Below are 16360 nucleotides of genomic sequence, written 5' to 3'. Positions count from 1 at the left end.
TCAGGCGCTGAAGATGAAAACGCCCGCTCAAGCATTTGCATTAGCGGCCTGACCTGTGCAAAAACCGCTGGGTCAATACATATCCGAGCAGCCATATTGAATCGCTTCACTGAACTGATCCGTCCTCAGACGGCAACGTGGTATAGCCACGGCAGGGGTTTGGAGTGCCTCGCACCAAAATGAATTTGTGCAACAACGCCAATCTACACCAATTTAATTTTTGAAAAAGAAATCAAGAAAATAAAAAGCTTTACCAAGTTTTTCCAGTATATTTTTATACTCAGCATCTCAATAGTCTTAAAAAAGTATCCAGAATTGTTTTTACTACAAGAAAATATAATTCTCTCTAGTGCCTTTTTATCATAATTCAAAGAATTAACTAAAATATCTGATGTTCTTTTTACTATATCACTTTTGTCTTCAGATATGACCCTTAATGATTTTATTGCCATTTCAAGCTGATCAATATTATATTTAATTTTATTAATATTCCTACTTTGAGTAATTGAAGAATTATTTAAATAGTAAATATAATTCTTTTCATTTATAGATGAAATCTTATTAGCACTCAGCAATGCTGCAAAAAAGAAAATTACATCCTCTGCATATATAAATCTTTTTTCTATAAATATTAATATATTATATACATTCTGCACCAGTGATTTTTTATAAAATTTCCCAGGATTACCTTTAGGTATTAAATTTAAATTTAAATTTAAGACACAATTTTCGAAAATTTCATCTCCTTTAGATTCTTTCGGAACCCGCATTTCTGTTCTATATATCTTTTTTGGTCTGACATCGATCTTACAAAATATCATGTCAGCATTTTTCCGAACCGACTCATTTAACATCAACTCCAAAAAAACAGGAGTTATTTCATCATCAGGGTCAAGAAAAAAAATATAACTCCCTATTGAGGATTCATACCCTGCTTTCCTAGCATGAAAAGTGCCAACGTTAAATTTTAGGTCAATAACTTTTACTCTTTCATCTCGAAATTCGAGATCCCTCAGCTTATTTAATGTTCTATCCGTAGAGGCATCGTTCACAAAAATCAATTCAAAATCTTGATATGTCTGAGAAATGCAAGAAAAAAAACAGCGTTCCAAGTATTGCTCTACATTAAAACATGGAAGTATTACTGAAATCTTCATATCACTACGATCCCATTGCCAATTTTAAAAAATCTCTAGAATTAGATTTATTAAATAAAATTATCTTATCTACTAATTCCATATCATTTTTTTTTCCTAGCAAATCAATAATATAATCTCTTTCGTTATCTTCAATAAATCTATCGCTCAAGTTAAACACGTTCAATAATGAGGAAAATCTAGAAGCACCACGGCCTTTATTGACCAAGCTGATAAAAGGTTTACCAAAAATAATTGAAAAAACAGTTCCATGAAAAGAATCTGTGATCACAAAATCTGCATCATAAAATCCTTTAATCCAACCTTCAACTGTCGGCACCTGGTATTGCATCCAATCACTACAAATTAGATCAGAGTAAGGCTCCTTTGGTTGATGGTTAAACTCAGGAAGTTTTAGCTCCGTTTTAACTGTCTCAACGACCTGCAATTTCCACTCAGTTTTATCTAAAATATAAGTATAAACACCTCTTTTTTTCGAAAATTCTTTCCCAGCAAATAATGCTTCATATGCAGAGCGCTCCAGCAAAAGCGTAGGGTCCAGAACATGCGTTGCATCAACCCCAAGGTGTTTTTTGCACAACGCAACACCAGAGTCTTCACGTACACTGATTGCATCAAACTTCTGCGCTAGTGGTGCACAATATCTGGTTTGTTCTTCGGTAAATTCCCACTCATCGACACCAAACGATGAAGCATAAGCGATTCGTTTGATATCTTTATCTTGCAAAAAATCCAAAAAGAAATTACCAATATTCGGTGAATACATGGGGCGCCAAGTCTGGTCGCTGCCTACAATCACGGCGTCATATTGCTCACGTTCAAAGTGGGCTTTGAGCTTTTCTGTACTGTCCAGAGGTTCTGACATACTCAAATGCTGCTGAACAAATGCATTGGTATGCTGGAAAATTTCAGGAAAATGCTTTTCTAGATTGATAGGTGCTTTGCGCCTGCCCAAGGCTTTCTGTACCGTGCGATAACCCAGACGCAAAAGATGGTACAGGCAGCCACGATCATCCGGTTGACGATCAATTGTTACCACCTCATGCCCTTGTTTTTTCAGCACCTGCTGTAGTGCCCACGCCTGCATGATGCCGCCGTAGTTTCTACCCAAGGGCTGGGTCATGATGGCTATTTTCATAATTTATTTCTTAATTTTTCTGACAAGATGTGAAAATTTTGTAATCAGCTTTAGCTTGAAGAGTTGATTTTTCATCTTTTTATCAAAAACAAATGGATCGCTATATTTTTTCCATATCAGCAAGCTTTTTGCACGAGTCTTTCGCCGTTCATTCTGAACAATTTTTAAATACAGAGGCAACTTGGTATTGTTAAATCGTTTAGGAAGTACTGCTTTATTTTCACGCTTTTGAATTTCAAGTCTGTAACCCAAGCCATCATGCCTATGGTTAAAACTACCTTGCTGTGAGGCAAGAAATTTTTCTAAAGGCAATTTTTCAATTTTTAAAGTACCTTCTTTTTCCCCCTCCAACAAAATTTGCTCTGCTAAATAGCTTCTGCTGTCAATAACGTTGTGCCCTCTGCCATCTTGATCATAAGGCCTCAGCCATGCATCACCCAGTGAAAGGTCTGCCAGCTCAGTGGTGACATCATCGCAAAAGTCACATGCATTAGCCTTAAAAAATCCAGTGCCCCACATGTCCCCGACTTCACGCATTCTTATGACTTTAGTAACTTTTTCCGCTTTATCAAAACAGCTAAAACTGTAATCTATGGCAGTGCTTTTCTCATTTTTTACTCTGTATTTAGGGCTGGAAAAAACATTCAATTCCGCCCCAGATTTTGTTGCCAAGTAGTCTGTAAAAAATTTACTCTTAACACCACCACAAATAATACCAACCAAAAATTTTATTTTTTCTTTAAGCACTGGGTCTTGACTTTGCGCCAGCCTGATTGCCTTAATAAAACACCCCACCCCGCTAATTGCTACAGCACCATCCATTTTTTTAATTTCTTGGAGGACATTTGCCAGTGTAACTGGATGATAATTTGTTTTAGATATCTTAGTAAGATCTTCTTTTTTGCTAACTATATTGTATTGGTAATGTGCATTACCGTCCTGTGACTCCCCAACGGTCACCACATGTTTTATGACGCCTTTATCAAAAAGCTTTTCATAAAAAAATGTCGCTATTCCACCTGACGAGGATGTTGTACGATGTTTATTGGAGTACCCTGCATACAAATTATGATAACGACCTATCTTTTCATGCAACTCCGGAGAATCTTTTAAAAATACCTCACTTAATTGATTTTCATTTTTATCAGGATCTGGATTAAAAGGACAAACTTTAATGCATGCGCCACCTTGATCACAATAGCCGCCATTATCCACAGCAACTAAAAATCCATATTCATTCCATTGCACGTCCAAAGCATTGTTTGGACAAGCTTGAACGCACACACCGCAACCAATACACAAATCCTGATCGACAATTTTCGACAAAACCGTGGACCTTAGTAATTCCATATCACTTAATCCTTGCTTTAAGAAGTTTTATAATTTTCTGTCTTTCATATTTTTCAAGACCAAAAAACAAAACTGTTAAAAAAACCAAAATAAAATTAACAAAAATACTGACAAAGAATGAATTAAATCCCCCAGCAAGATAATTCAAAGAGAAAACCATGGTATAGGCAATAAAAGAAACCAGAAATGCTTTATAGACTGCATTAGATATAAAAAATCCTATTCGCAACTCAATCAAAGGAGATATTATAATAATTCTGGCTACCAATGCTACAATAGAAAAAAATACAAACACAATTGCCACTGTTTCCGGAGGAGTTCCCAAATAAAGGAAAACTCCACTAACAGGAACATTTAAAAGCAAAATACCACCAACAACAGTATGATAAAGCCTTATATGACCTGTTGCTTGAGCAGCCGTCATTAGAGGCCCTGAGAGGGAATTTATAAGAGAAGAAGCAATTGCAAGTTTCAAGAAAATAACTGCATAAGGCGGTGTATCACCCAACCAGAAAGATAATATTTTTTCAGCTTCAGCAATAAACAAAAAACCAATAACAAAGCATATAAGAAAATTATATCTTGCAAAACACACAATAATTCTATGCATCTCTTCGCGCTGCTCGCTAGCGTAGAGCTTGACAATTTGCGGATTAGCAGCAGCCTGAATATTAGATACAAAGCTGTTTACAGCAGAGTTGGCTTGACTAGCTATAGTACGCCCCGCGTTCACAGCAGGTCCAAAGAAAATATTAACAAGAATATTGTTGCCATGTTCCGACATGGCAGCCGCAAGATTCCCCCAAGTATTCCAGCCAGTAAAACCCAGCATACTTTTGAATCCTGATTTATCCCATCGCCAGCTCAGCCTTATCGAAGGAAAGTACATAAGATGCAAATAACAGTACCCTGAAAATATTATTAAAGCAACAAAAAACAACAAGCCAGCATAGCCTGCCAATTTTTCAACTGTCAAATATGGCAGAAGCAAAATTGCAAGCAACTTCAAAACCACATCTAATATGCCCACAAGTGCAAATTGCTTCATTCGCTCATGGGCCATCAGCATGGCTGTTAATGGCACTGTCATAACACTAATAAAAAAAGTGACGACAGACAGATGATATGCTATTAAAGCAGCACCTAGACTTTCAGATGGAATATTCAACTTGGTACTAACAAACCAGTATCCAACAGTTTCTGCAACAAGAAAAATACAAGAACCAATTAATAAATGAACTTGCACACTGGTGTTAAACAACCGATGCAAGTTGGCGCCTGATTTTTTGCCAATGTCATAGGCAAAATAACGTTGCGTTGCCGTAGTCATTGCACCTTGCATAAAGCCAAGCAATGCTACAAAGCCTGCGACGACATGATAAGTACCAAAATCTTGAACACCTAATACCTCTAAGGCAACCCTAGAGGTATAAAGCCCAACCACCATGGCTAAAAGCATGCGAATATAAAGCATGAACGTATTTTTCAAAATACGTTTATGGCTGGCTTTTTCCATATTATTTGATTTTTATCACAAAATACTTTCGATCCAAAATAAAACAATGACTTGATATTTTTAAAGATAGAAATGAATGATTATTTAATCATTAGCGACAGGGCCATATCGTCATTAACAACCTGACCCTATCCCTTTACGAAAAAGTTTTAAGCCAACTTCGCCAAATCCGCCACCCGATTCATGGCCCCATGGAGCGAAGCCAGCAAGCCCAGTCGATTGGCCTTGAGCGCCGGATCTTCGGCATTGACCATCACATGCTCAAAGAAAGCATCCACAGGCGCACGCAAAGCAGCAAGAGTTTGCAAGCTGGCGGTGTAATCCCCTGATTCAAACTGCTGCTCGGCCTTGGGAGCCACGGCTTGCAAGGCGGCGTACATGTCTTTTTCAGCCTGTTCCACCAGCAAAGCCTCATTCACCTCCGCCTGCACTTCGGCTTCCGCCTTTTTCAAGATATTGCCCACGCGCTTGTTGGCCGCAGCCAATGCCGGTGCTTCTGGCAATGCGGCAAAGGCGCGAACGGCTTCCAGGCGCTTTTGCACATCCGCCAGGCGCTGAGGGCGCAGGGCCAGTACGGCTTCCACTTCCTGGGCGCTAAAGCCTTGCTCACGCAGACTGACGGACAGGCGATCGAAGAAGAAATCTTCCAATGGCCCCGTGGGATTCTGGATTTTGTCGCCAAATGCAGGGGCCACGCTTTGCAGCAAGGCGTGCAGATCCAATGGCAGGTCTTTTTCGACCAGCATACGGATCACGCCCAGCGCGTGGCGGCGCAGGGCGAAGGGGTCGCGGTCGCCGGTGGGCAGGTTGCCGATGCCGAACATGCCCACCAGGGTTTCCAGCTTGTCGGCCAGGGCCACGACCACGCCAACATCGCCTCGGGGCAGTTCGTCACCCGCAAAGCGGGGCTTGTAGTGGTCTTCAATCGCGTCGGCCACTGCCACATCCAAGCCATCGTTGAGCGCGTAGTAGCGGCCCATGGTGCCTTGCAGCTCAGGGAACTCGCCCACCATGTCAGTCACCAAGTCTGTCTTGGCAAGCATGGCGGCTTGGTCAGCTTGTTGCATCAACTGCGCATCACCCAGTTGCTGGGCAATTGCCTTCGCAATCGCACGCACGCGCTCTACGCGCTCGCCCTGGGTGCCCAGCTTGTTGTGATAAACGACCTTGCCCAAGCCTTCGACGCGGCTTTCTAAGGTCTTCTTGCGGTCCTGGTCAAAGAAGAACTTGGCGTCCGCCAGACGGGGGCGCACCACGCGCTCGTTGCCGCCAGTCACGGCGCTGGCGTCTTGCGGGCTGATATTGCTCACCACCAGGAACTGGTTGGTCAGCTTGCCATTGGCGTCCAGCAGCGGAAAGTACTTCTGGTTGGCCTTCATGGTCAGGATCAGGCATTCCTGGGGCACGTCCAGAAATTCCTTTTCAAATTCACAGACCAGCACATTGGGACGCTCGACCAAAGCGGTCACCTCATCCAGCAGCGCTTCATCTTCGATCGCTCGTACGCCACCGCCAATGCGTTCAGCAGCCGCCTTCAACTGCGCAGCAATATCGGCACGGCGCTCAGTAAAGCTGGCGATCACAGCGCCCTCTTCACGCAATTGCTTGGCGTAGCTGTCAGCGCTTTGCAGCACGACAGGCTCAACAGCAGCTTCAAAGCGGTGACCATGAGTGGCTGCGCCAGCGGTCAGGCCCAGCGCCTTCACACCGATCAGCACCTGGGTGCCATGCATCACGACCAGACCGTGGGCGGGACGCACAAAGTGAACGCTGGTCCAGCCGTCCTGCAACTGGTAGCGCATGACCTTGGGGATAGGCAGCTTGGCCAGCGCTTCGTCCAGCGCTTTTTGCACACCGTCAGTCAGCAGCACGCCCTTGGCGGTGGACTCGTAGAACAGAGCTTCGGCCTTGCCTTCGCCCTGGCGCTTGAGGCCCGCCACCGCAGATTCGTCAGCACCTAACGCCGCCAGCTTTTTGAGCAGCGCTGCGGTGGGCTTGCCTTCGGCATCCAAAGCGACGGAAACAGGCATCAGCTTTTGCGAGACAGCCTTGTCTTCGGCCTGCGGCAGCACTTCGGTCACGTGCACAGCCAGACGGCGGGGCGATGCATAAGCCGTCAAGCGCGATTCGGTCGAGGCCAGCAGGCCCTGGGCCTTGAGCTGCTCGAAGATGACGGACGCAAAAGCGTCACCCAGCTTTTGCAGCGCCTTGGGTGGCAGCTCTTCGACAAACAGTTCAACCAGTAGATTCGATGCGTTCATGATGATTTTGATAGCTGCCAGCGCTTGATGCATAAGGGCTGGCGGCTGAAATTACTTATATATATGGGACTCTGAAGAGCGTGAAGCCGTGTTTACGTGGCTGGCGAGCCTGAAGTTAGGCGGCCTTCTTGGCAGCTTGCTCTGCGGCCTTGGCCAGCTCGGCCAGCACCTCGTCGGCATGGGCCTTGGGCGCCATGGGGAAGCCTAAGCGTGCACGGCTGTCCAGATAGCTCTTGCCCACAGCGCGGGCCAGGTTGCGAATGCGGCCGATATAGGCGGCGCGCTCGGTCACCGAGATGGCGCCGCGTGCGTCCAACAGATTGAAAGTGTGGGCGGCCTTGAGCACCTGTTCATACGCGGGCAGCGCCAGCTGGGCGTCGATCAGTTGGTTGGCCGTGCCTTCGTGGGCGTTGAACGCTTCGAACAGGAACTCGGCATTCGAGTGCTCGAAGTTGTAAGTGGACTGCTCCACCTCGTTCTGATGGAACACATCGCCGTAGCTCAGACCGTCGGTGTAGACCAGGTCGTACACCGATTCCTTGCCCTGCAGATACATGGCCAGACGCTCCAGGCCGTAGGTGATTTCGCCGGTGGCAGGCTTGCAGTCAATGCCGGCCACTTGCTGGAAGTAGGTGAACTGGGTCACTTCCATGCCGTTGAGCCAGACTTCCCAGCCCAGACCCCAGGCGCCCAAGGTTGGGTTTTCCCAGTCGTCTTCGACAAAACGAATGTCGTTCTTCTTGAGGTCAAAGCCCAGGGCTTCGAGCGAGCCCAAGTACAGCTCCAAGATGTTGTCCGGTGCGGGCTTCAGAACCACCTGGAACTGGTAGTAGTGCTGCAGGCGGTTGGGGTTCTCGCCATAGCGGCCGTCCTTGGGGCGACGGCTGGGCTGCACATAGGCGGCCTTCCAGGGCTCTGGGCCGATGGCGCGCAGGAAGGTGGCAGTGTGCGAAGTACCGGCGCCGACTTCCATGTCATAAGGCTGTAGCAATGCACAGCCATGTTCGGCCCAGTAGGACTGCAATTTCAGAATGATTTGTTGGAAGGTCAGCATGACTAAAGGTACGTTGGCACGCCGCAATCACAGTCGATTGCAGGCGGCATCTTCAATAAGAGGTGTTCTGGGCGGTATCGACCGCATTAAGCGGTAGATTCTAAGTCTGTGCCACTGATCACGGGCGCACTCTGTCGACGCAGCCCCACAGCGGGCATTTTCACGAATCAGGCCACGCGGGTGATTTCAAAATGTGAAAATTAAAAAATGCTAGCGCACTCCGCTCTGTTGACGAGCCCTTTAGCTGTGTTTGTCGCCAACTTATAGATGCAGCAAGCCCTTGGCGCTCACTTTTTAACAATTTCCGCATCTAGCACCCGACTCAAGGAACCGGCCATTGCCGTTTGACTCCTAGAATCATTCATTTCCCGCCACCCCCCTTTCGGAGCCCGCCATGGATTTCATGAAAATCATTACCAAGCAACTGATCGAAATCATCGAATGGACCGATGATTCGCGCGACACGCTGTCGTACCGCTGGCCCGATGAGGACAAGGAAATCAAGAACGGCGCCCAGCTGATCGTGCGCGAATCGCAGCAGGTGCAGTTTGTCTCCGAAGGCCAGTTTGCGGACCTGTTCAATCCCGGCCGCTATCAGCTGACCACGCAGAACATTCCGATTCTGTCCACGCTGCGCGGCTGGAAGTACGGTTTCAACTCCCCTTTCAAGTGCGATGTTTACTACATCAACACGCGCTTGTTCACGGGCAACAAATGGGGCACGTCCAACCCCATCATGATGCGCGACAAGGACTTTGGCGTGATTCGTCTGCGCGCCTTTGGTACCTACGACTTCCGCATCACCAACGCCGCGCTATTCCTCAAGGAGGTGGCGGGCACGGACCAAAATTTCCGCATCGACGAGTTTGCCGACACCATGCGCTCGCGCATCGTCAGCATCTTCTCTGAAGCGCTGGCCAAGGCGCAGGTGCCTGCGCTGGATGTAGCCCAGCGCTATAGCGAGCTGGGCGATGCGCTGCTGCAACTCATCAACCCCGCAGTCAGCGAAAAATACGGCCTGGAAATCACCAGCTTCCTGCTGGAAAACGTGTCCGTGCCGCCCGAGGTGGAGCAAGCCATCGACAAGCGCTCCAGCATGGGCGCTATTGGCAACCTCAACGACTATGTGAAGTACCAGATGGGCGCGGCCATGGCCAATGGCGGCGAAGGCGCGGCTGCGGCCACCATGCCCGCCACCATGGCCATGGGCTTTGGCATGGCGCAGGAAATGATGAAGAGCATGCAAAGCGGCGCAGCCGGTGGCGCTCCTGCAGCAGGAGCAGCCCCCGCTGACCCCTTCTCGCCTGCAGCGGCGCAAGCGGCTCAAACCGGTGCCGTTCCCGCTGCGCCTGCGGCAGCTGCTATGCAAGTCTTTACGCCAGCCCAGGCCGCCCAAGTGCTGGGCGTGGCAGAAGCCGATGTGCTGGCAGAAATCCAGGCAGGCAACCTTAAGGCACGCCAGATTGGCAGCCAGTGGCGGATTGCGCAGGCTTCGCTCGATGAATTCTTGCGCGGATAACGCGCAAGCACCCCTGAGCCGCTACGCGGCTTCCCCTCTCTGGCGCTTTGCGCCGGAGGGGACGACGCCCTCGCTGCGGGGCGGCCCTTGCTCGGCGTCTCTCTGATGGATTGCGCCAGTACCAAAGGCTCAATGCAGTGCCTTTGAGAAATGCATGCCGTGACAGATAAAGCAGCCCCCTCTTCGACCTACTCTCCTGCACCTGAAGCCGCACCGCCCTCCATGGTAGGCAGGCACGTCTGCCCTGAATGCGGCGGCAATCTGGAGTGGAATGCCAAGGCGCAGTCGCTCAAGTGCCCGTATTGCGGCACGGTGGTGCCGTGGAGCGAGGAGACGCAGCCTGAGTTGGGCCAGCAGGTGGTCGAGCAGGACCTGGCACAGGCCCTGAAGAACCCGGCTTCTGGCCGCGGTTGGGGCACGGACCAGCGCTACGAGGTGCAATGCCAGAACTGCCGCGCTATCTCGGTGTTTCTAAGCAAGAACGTGGCCCAGCGCTGCGACTTTTGCGGCTCGCCCGCCATCGTCGCGCATGAGGAGCGCAACGACGCCATCACGCCGCAAAGCATTTTGCCGTTCAAGATCAGCGACGGCCAGATCCGCGACAAGATTCGCGCCTGGTATGGCAGCCGCTGGTTTGCGCCCAGCAAGCTCAAGAGCGCGGCGCTGACGGATACGCTGCACGGCGTCTATCTGCCTTACTGGACATTTGACGCCCATGCCGCCGCCCAGTGGTGGGCCGAGGCCGGTTACTACTACTACACCACCGAGTCCTACCGCGACGCCAACGGCAATATGCAGACCCGGCAGGTGCAGCATGTGCGCTGGGAGCCTGCATCGGGCAGCCTGCAGCATTTCTTTGACGATGAACTGGTGCCCGGCACCGTCGGCGTGCATCCCAAACTGCTGCGCCAGGTCGAGCCCTTTCCCACCACTACCGACCTCAAGCCCTACAGCCCCGAATTTGTGCGCGGCTGGACGGTGGAGCGCTACCAGGTCGATTTATCGAAAGCTGCCAAGCTCAACGAGCAGGACATGGATGGCCAGTTGCGCAATATGTGTGCCCGCGAAGTTCCGGGTGATACACAGCGTAATCTACAGGTGCAGCGCCAGTACTCGGGCCGCACCTTCAAGCACACGCTGGTGCCCGTCTGGTTGGTGGGCTACACCTATGGCAGCAAGACCTACCAGATCGTGGCCAATGGCTACACAGGGCAGATTGCCGGTGAGCGCCCATACAGCTGGGTAAAGATTACGTTTGCCGTGCTGGCGGTAATCTTGCTGCTGATGCTGATTGCACCGCTGTTTGTGCAGCAATAATTTGATAGCTGCTAGCGCAGTTTACTTCTGCTTTTCAAGACATTTTCAGCCTGAAAATCAGAAAGCACCTTCGCATACAGCTCCTAAAATAAGAGCATACTGCTTTAATCAAACAGGTCGACTTGCTGCAACAAAGGCTGCTTCTGATCTTTGTCAGACAGCGAGAAAGGCACATCAAGCGTGGGCCACTGAATACCAATGTCTGTATCGTCCCAGCGCACGCCCCGGTCAGACTCGGGTGCGTAGTAAGCCGTTGTCTTGTAGACAAAGTCCGCCGTGTCACTGAGCACCACAAAACCATGGGCGAAACCGGGCGGAATCCACAGTTGGTGATGGTTCTCCGCCGTTAGCTCAGCACCGACCCATTGACCAAAGGTAGCCGAACTGCGGCGAATATCTACTGCGACGTCAAACACAGCACCGCTGACCACGCGCACCAGTTTGCCTTGCGCATGGGGTGGCAACTGGTAGTGCAGGCCTCTCAGAACGCCTTTGCTGCTGCGGCTGTGGTTGTCCTGAATAAACTCGTGGTTCGTACCCGTGGCCTGATTGAAGAGATCCTGGCGAAAGCTTTCCAGAAAAAAGCCGCGCGCATCTCCAAACACCTTGGGCTCGATCAGAAAGACATCGGGAATGGCCAAAGGCGTGAACTTCATACGCGCACCTTTTCCTTGAGCACTTGCAGCAGATATTGTCCGTAGCCATTCTTGACCAGCGCCTGGCCCAACTTCTCCAGCTGAGCGGCATCAATCCATTTCTGGCGATAGGCGATTTCTTCCGGGCAGGACACTTTCAGCCCCTGGCGCTGCTGCAGCGTGGCAATGAACTGACCCGCTTCAAGCAGACTGTCATGCGTTCCCGTATCCAGCCAAGCATAGCCGCGGCCCATCAGCTCGACATTGAGCTTGCCTTGTTGCAGATACATTCCGTTGAGATCCGTGATCTCCAGCTCGCCACGCGACGATGGCTTGACCTGTTTGGCCAGCTCCACCACGTTTTCGTCATAGAAGTACAGGCCGGTCACGGCATAGTTGCTCTTGGGCTGCTTGGGCTTTTCCTCCAGCGACAACACCTTGCCTGCAGCATCAAACTCAGCCACGCCATAGCGCTCGGGATCTTGCACCCGATAGGCAAACACGGTCGAGCCTTCAGTGCGTTCATCGGCCCGCTGCAACAGCTTGTGCAGTTCATGCCCGTGATAGATGTTGTCGCCCAGCACCAAAGCACTGGGAGCGCCGTTAAGAAACTTCTCACCAATCAGAAAGGCCTGGGCCAGTCCATCAGGACTTGGCTGCACTTCGTAGTGCAGGTTCAGGCCCCACTGGCTGCCATCACCCAGCAGTTGCTCGAAGCGCGGCGTATCCTGCGGCGTGCTGATGATCAGAATGTCCCGGATGCCCGCCAGCATCAGCGTGCTCAGCGGGTAGTAAATCATGGGCTTGTCGTAGATGGGCAGCAGCTGTTTACTGATGGCCAGGGTGGCAGGATGCAGACGGGTGCCGGAGCCGCCAGCCAGAATAATGCCTTTGCGCTGTGTCGTCATGATCTTTAAATTGATAGCTGCAAGCGCTTATCTGGTAAGAGCTTGTAGCCAATTTCCTTGATATTTATAAAATTTCCTGCAGCATGCGGTCCACGCCCTGCTGCCATGCGGGCAGATGCAGCTGCAGGGCAGCCTGCAGCTTTTGCGTGTCCAGGCGGGAGTTCAAGGGGCGCGTGGCCGGTGTCGGAAAGGCCGTGGTCGGCACGGAAGCAATGTTTTGCACCTTCCAGCCCAGCTCCGGACGCAGGCTTTTTGCCTGCTCAATCACATGGCTGGCATAGGCATGCCAGGTGGTTTCTCCTGCTGCAACCAGATGGTAGAGACCGTCATCACCTTCATGAGTCTTCACATGGCGCAAGGCATGAGCCGTGACATCGGCAATCAGATCGGCACCGGTGGGCGCCCCCCATTGATCGTTGATCACGCTGAGCGCCTCGCGCTCCTGCGCCAGGCGCAACATGGTCTTGGCGAAGTTGCCACCACGCGCTGCATAGACCCAGCTGGTGCGAAAAATAAGATGGCGGCAATGCGTGGCCGCAATGCGCTTCTCGCCTTCGAGCTTGGTGCGTCCATAGACCGATAGTGGCCCTGTCGCATCACCCTCTGTGCGTGCCGCACTGCCAGAGCCGTCGAAAACATAGTCTGTGCTGTAATGCACCAGCAAAGCGCCCAGGCTTTTGGCCTCCTGCGCCATGACTTCAGGCGCCTCGGCGTTCAGGCGCAAGGCCAGATCCAGCTCGCTCTCGGCCTTGTCCACCGCCGTGTGCGCGGCGGCATTGACGATCACATCGGGGCGTACGCTGCGAATGGTCTGAGCAAGCTCCGACAGATTGCTGATATCGCCACCAGTCTGCCGATCTAGCGCAACCACCTCACCTAAAGGCGCGAGGCTGCGCTGCAGCTCCCAGCCGACCTGACCGTTCTTGCCCAGCAGCAGCAGCTTCATGCCGAAGCCTCGCCGGTGTACTGCTTTTGCACCCAGTCGCGGTAAGCGCCCGACTGCACATGGGCCACCCACTCGGGGTTGGCCAGATACCACTGCACGGTCTTGCGAATGCCAGTCTCGAAGGTCTCGGCAGGCTTCCAGCCCAGCTCGCGTTCCAGCTTGCGTGCATCAATGGCATAGCGGCGATCATGGCCAGGACGGTCGGTCACATAGGTGATCTGATCTGCATAAGCCTTGCCATCGGCACGCGGACGCAACTCGTCGAGCAAGCTGCACACCCTCTTGACGATGTCGATATTGGCCATTTCGTTCCAGCCACCCACGTTATAGGTCTCGCCCAGCTGGCCGGCTTCGAGCACACGGCGGATGGCGCTGCAATGGTCGCGCACATAGAGCCAGTCACGTACCTGCATGCCGTCGCCATAAATGGGCAGCGGCTTGCCAGCCAGCGCATTGACGATGACCAGAGGAATGAGTTTTTCGGGGAAATGCAGTGGGCCGTAGTTATTGCTGCAGTTGGTCGTCAGCACGGGCAGACCGTAAGTGTGATGCCAGGCTCGCACCAAATGGTCCGAAGCCGCCTTGCTGGCCGAGTACGGGCTGTTGGGCTCATAGTTGTTATCTTCAGTAAAGGCGGGATCGGTCGGTGCCAGCGTGCCATAGACCTCGTCGGTGGAGACATGCAAAAAGCGGAAGTCGGACTTGGCCTCGCCTTCCAGACTATTCCAATAGGCGCGCACTGCCTCCAGCAGGCGGAAAGTGCCCACCACATTGGTCTGAATGAAATCCTCTGGGCCATGAATGGAGCGATCCACATGCGACTCGGCCGCAAAGTTCACCACGGCGCGGGGCTGGTGCTGCGCCAGCAATTGCGCCAGTTGTGCACTGTCGCCGATATCGGCCTGCACAAACACATGGCGGGCGTCACCCTGCAAGCTGGCCAGATTCTCTAGATTGCCGGCATAGGTCAGCTTGTCGATATTGACCACGGGCTCATTCACATGCGCCAGCCAATCCAGAACAAAATTGGCTCCGATAAAGCCTGCACCGCCAGTGACCAAAATCATGGGAAACGCCTGAGATCAAAAATTGGATTATCTCAAGAGAAGCGCACTCAACCCCAGCGCTTTTCGGCCATCACCAGCAATCCATCAAAGATCAGGTTGTTGATCAACTCAAAAGGCCTAGTCATGCTGGGCGACATCTTCCAGCCCGCGCCGCCCGCCATGATGCACATGGGCTCGGCCTTGCAATGCTCGGCCAGATGCTGATACAGGCGCTCCACCGCCCCTGCAATGGCGTAGGTACCGCCACTGGTCAGTGCATCACTGGTATTTTTAGGGAAGTTTCTGACTTCTCCGGTTGGCACATGCAAGCCCGCCGTCCCGCCCTCCAAGGCCTTGAGCATGATGCCGTGACCTGGAATGATCAAGCCGCCCAAGAAGTGGCCTTGCGCATCCATGGCGTCCACGGTCACGGCCGTTCCCACCATCACGGTAATCAAAGGCCTTGCCTCACCCAGCTGCAGCATGTGGTGGCGGGAGCCAATCATGGCCACCCAGCGATCAGCTCCCAGACGAGAGGGATGATCGTAACCATTGGTCACGCCTGCCTCCTCCGTTGAAGGGACTACCCATTGAGGCTCAAAGTCCCAGCCCAGCATCTGCTCTATCTGCTCGTGTACCCGGCGCCTTGCGGTTTCGCCGGCTACCACGCATCCCAGCATGTGTTCGGGAGCAGGCAGTCCGGCCCAGGCACCTTCTGCCAACCGCTCAATGTGCTCCAGAAACTCCGCCCCATGAGCCAGCAAGGCCGCCCCTGGTCGATGATCTTCGTACATGGCCCACTTCAAACGGGTGTTGCCAATGTCTATGGCCAAAAATGTCATGCGGCGGATTATCAGCACTTTTGCCAGCGCCGCCCTCTAACAAGTCACATTCATTACAAGTGGTCCGGAAATTGTCAAAGAAAGCACGCTGTCCACTCTCTGCAAGAAAATATGATTTTTTCCCGTTACAGTGAACTGCTTTCTTCCATCACTTTGAGGAGTCGAAACCATGGGTCTTTTCAGTTTCATCAAAGAAGCCGGTGAAAAACTGTTTGGCGGCAGCAGCGCACACGCAGCAGCGCCAGCAGAAGACGCGAATGTCACGGCCGCTCAAGCCATTGCCACTTACATCAATACCCAGAATCTGGGTGTTTCCGACCTACAAGTGCAGTTTGACGGCTCCCAAGGCAAGGTCACTGTCAATGGCACGGCTCCTACCCAGGCCATCAAGGAAAAAGTGACCCTGTGCTGCGGCAACGTGGCCAACGTCCAGTCTGTCGACAACCAGATGACAGTGACCAACCCAGAGCCAGAAGCTCAGTACCACGATGTGGTACGTGGCGATACGCTGTCGGCCATATCCAAGAAGTACTACGGTGATGCCAACAAGTACAACGTGATTTTTGAGGCCAACAAGCCTATGCTGAGCCATCCCGACAAGATTTACCCAGGCCAGAAATTGCGTATTCCTGCTCTGTAAATACACATCCACCACAAAAGCGCTCAAATGA

At 51.3% G+C, this 16360-nt stretch carries 14 protein-coding genes; 3 read left to right on the top strand and 11 right to left on the bottom strand.

The features are described 5' to 3' along the window. Window positions 1-203: 203 nt before the first annotated feature. The 6 genes from AC2I9W_RS17285 to glyQ form a co-directional block, all read right to left on the bottom strand. Complete coding sequence (locus tag AC2I9W_RS17285; protein ID WP_486411154.1) at window positions 204-1157, bottom strand: glycosyltransferase; 954 nt, start codon at window positions 1155-1157, stop codon at window positions 204-206. Between the two features lie 4 nt (window positions 1158-1161). Next, window positions 1162-2295 carry a polysaccharide pyruvyl transferase family protein gene (locus tag AC2I9W_RS17280; protein WP_486411153.1) on the bottom strand — a complete coding sequence of 378 codons (1134 nt, stop codon included), beginning with the start codon at window positions 2293-2295 and terminating at the stop codon, window positions 1162-1164. 3 nt (window positions 2296-2298) lie between these two features. Then, window positions 2299-3621 carry a Coenzyme F420 hydrogenase/dehydrogenase, beta subunit C-terminal domain gene (locus AC2I9W_RS17275; RefSeq protein WP_486411152.1) on the bottom strand — a complete coding sequence of 441 codons (1323 nt, stop codon included), beginning with the start codon at window positions 3619-3621 and terminating at the stop codon, window positions 2299-2301. A gap of 25 nt (window positions 3622-3646) precedes the next feature. After that, window positions 3647-5161, bottom strand: a complete 1515-nt coding sequence (locus AC2I9W_RS17270) for an oligosaccharide flippase family protein (RefSeq protein ID WP_486411151.1) — start codon at window positions 5159-5161, stop codon at window positions 3647-3649. A gap of 149 nt (window positions 5162-5310) precedes the next feature. Further along, a complete protein-coding gene (glyS, locus tag AC2I9W_RS17265; protein ID WP_486411150.1) occupies window positions 5311-7422 on the bottom strand; it encodes a glycine--tRNA ligase subunit beta in 2112 nt (703 codons plus the stop codon). A gap of 115 nt (window positions 7423-7537) precedes the next feature. Then, window positions 7538-8476: a glycine--tRNA ligase subunit alpha gene (glyQ, locus tag AC2I9W_RS17260; RefSeq protein WP_486411149.1), complete on the bottom strand. Its 939-nt coding sequence runs from the start codon at window positions 8474-8476 to the stop codon at window positions 7538-7540. Window positions 8477-8870: 394 nt separating this feature from the next. Between glyQ and AC2I9W_RS17255 the strand changes: the two genes are divergently transcribed. Both AC2I9W_RS17255 and AC2I9W_RS17250 read left to right on the top strand, forming a co-directional pair. Beyond that, window positions 8871-9995 (top strand): SPFH domain-containing protein, encoded by a 1125-nt coding sequence (locus AC2I9W_RS17255; RefSeq protein ID WP_486411148.1) that lies wholly within the window; start codon window positions 8871-8873, stop codon window positions 9993-9995. A 222-nt stretch (window positions 9996-10217) separates the two neighbouring features. Next, window positions 10218-11312: a TFIIB-type zinc ribbon-containing protein gene (locus AC2I9W_RS17250; protein WP_486411155.1), complete on the top strand. Its 1095-nt coding sequence runs from the start codon at window positions 10218-10220 to the stop codon at window positions 11310-11312. Window positions 11313-11416: 104 nt separating this feature from the next. Here AC2I9W_RS17250 and rfbC read toward each other — a convergent pair whose 3' ends face one another. The 5 genes from rfbC to AC2I9W_RS17225 all read right to left on the bottom strand — a co-directional run bounded on the left by rfbC (window position 11417) and on the right by AC2I9W_RS17225 (window position 15689). Beyond that, window positions 11417-11968 carry a dTDP-4-dehydrorhamnose 3,5-epimerase gene (gene rfbC, locus AC2I9W_RS17245; RefSeq protein WP_486411147.1) on the bottom strand — a complete coding sequence of 184 codons (552 nt, stop codon included), beginning with the start codon at window positions 11966-11968 and terminating at the stop codon, window positions 11417-11419. After that, window positions 11965-12855, bottom strand: coding sequence for a glucose-1-phosphate thymidylyltransferase RfbA (gene rfbA / locus AC2I9W_RS17240; protein ID WP_486411146.1), 891 nt, complete (start codon window positions 12853-12855; stop codon window positions 11965-11967). The genes rfbC and rfbA overlap by 4 nt, the downstream gene beginning before the upstream one ends. A 64-nt stretch (window positions 12856-12919) precedes the next feature. Next, window positions 12920-13801 (bottom strand): dTDP-4-dehydrorhamnose reductase, encoded by an 882-nt coding sequence (gene rfbD, locus AC2I9W_RS17235; RefSeq protein WP_486411145.1) that lies wholly within the window; start codon window positions 13799-13801, stop codon window positions 12920-12922. Next, entirely contained in the window at window positions 13798-14868 is a 1071-nt protein-coding gene (rfbB, locus tag AC2I9W_RS17230) for a dTDP-glucose 4,6-dehydratase (RefSeq protein ID WP_486411144.1), read from the bottom strand. The genes rfbD and rfbB overlap by 4 nt, the downstream gene beginning before the upstream one ends. A gap of 47 nt (window positions 14869-14915) precedes the next feature. Then, complete coding sequence (locus AC2I9W_RS17225) at window positions 14916-15689, bottom strand: type III pantothenate kinase (RefSeq protein ID WP_486411143.1); 774 nt, start codon at window positions 15687-15689, stop codon at window positions 14916-14918. A gap of 169 nt (window positions 15690-15858) precedes the next feature. Between AC2I9W_RS17225 and lysM the strand changes: the two genes are divergently transcribed. Next, the gene (lysM, locus tag AC2I9W_RS17220) at window positions 15859-16329 is read left to right on the top strand and encodes a peptidoglycan-binding protein LysM (protein ID WP_158393749.1); all 471 of its coding nucleotides are present in this window, start codon (window positions 15859-15861) and stop codon (window positions 16327-16329) included. Window positions 16330-16360 lie beyond the last annotated feature (31 nt).

This window comes from Comamonas sp. FUJ_7, assembly GCF_057369555.1.
This window is presented reverse-complemented; position numbering and strand designations above follow the sequence as displayed.

Coding starts and splice junctions, on each gene's coding strand:
- AC2I9W_RS17285 (WP_486411154.1), bottom strand. CDS start 1,157: ATGAAGATTTCAGTAATACTTCCATGTTTTAATGTAGAGCAATACTTG.
- AC2I9W_RS17280 (WP_486411153.1), bottom strand. CDS start 2,295: ATGAAAATAGCCATCATGACCCAGCCCTTGGGTAGAAACTACGGCGGC.
- AC2I9W_RS17270 (WP_486411151.1), bottom strand. CDS start 5,161: ATGGAAAAAGCCAGCCATAAACGTATTTTGAAAAATACGTTCATGCTT.
- glyS (WP_486411150.1), bottom strand. CDS start 7,422: ATGAACGCATCGAATCTACTGGTTGAACTGTTTGTCGAAGAGCTGCCA.
- glyQ (WP_486411149.1), bottom strand. CDS start 8,476: ATGCTGACCTTCCAACAAATCATTCTGAAATTGCAGTCCTACTGGGCC.
- AC2I9W_RS17255 (WP_486411148.1), top strand. CDS start 8,871: ATGGATTTCATGAAAATCATTACCAAGCAACTGATCGAAATCATCGAA.
- AC2I9W_RS17250 (WP_486411155.1), top strand. CDS start 10,218: ATGGTAGGCAGGCACGTCTGCCCTGAATGCGGCGGCAATCTGGAGTGG.
- rfbC (WP_486411147.1), bottom strand. CDS start 11,968: ATGAAGTTCACGCCTTTGGCCATTCCCGATGTCTTTCTGATCGAGCCC.
- rfbA (WP_486411146.1), bottom strand. CDS start 12,855: ATGACGACACAGCGCAAAGGCATTATTCTGGCTGGCGGCTCCGGCACC.
- rfbD (WP_486411145.1), bottom strand. CDS start 13,801: ATGAAGCTGCTGCTGCTGGGCAAGAACGGTCAGGTCGGCTGGGAGCTG.
- rfbB (WP_486411144.1), bottom strand. CDS start 14,868: ATGATTTTGGTCACTGGCGGTGCAGGCTTTATCGGAGCCAATTTTGTT.
- AC2I9W_RS17225 (WP_486411143.1), bottom strand. CDS start 15,689: ATGACATTTTTGGCCATAGACATTGGCAACACCCGTTTGAAGTGGGCC.
- lysM (WP_158393749.1), top strand. CDS start 15,859: ATGGGTCTTTTCAGTTTCATCAAAGAAGCCGGTGAAAAACTGTTTGGC.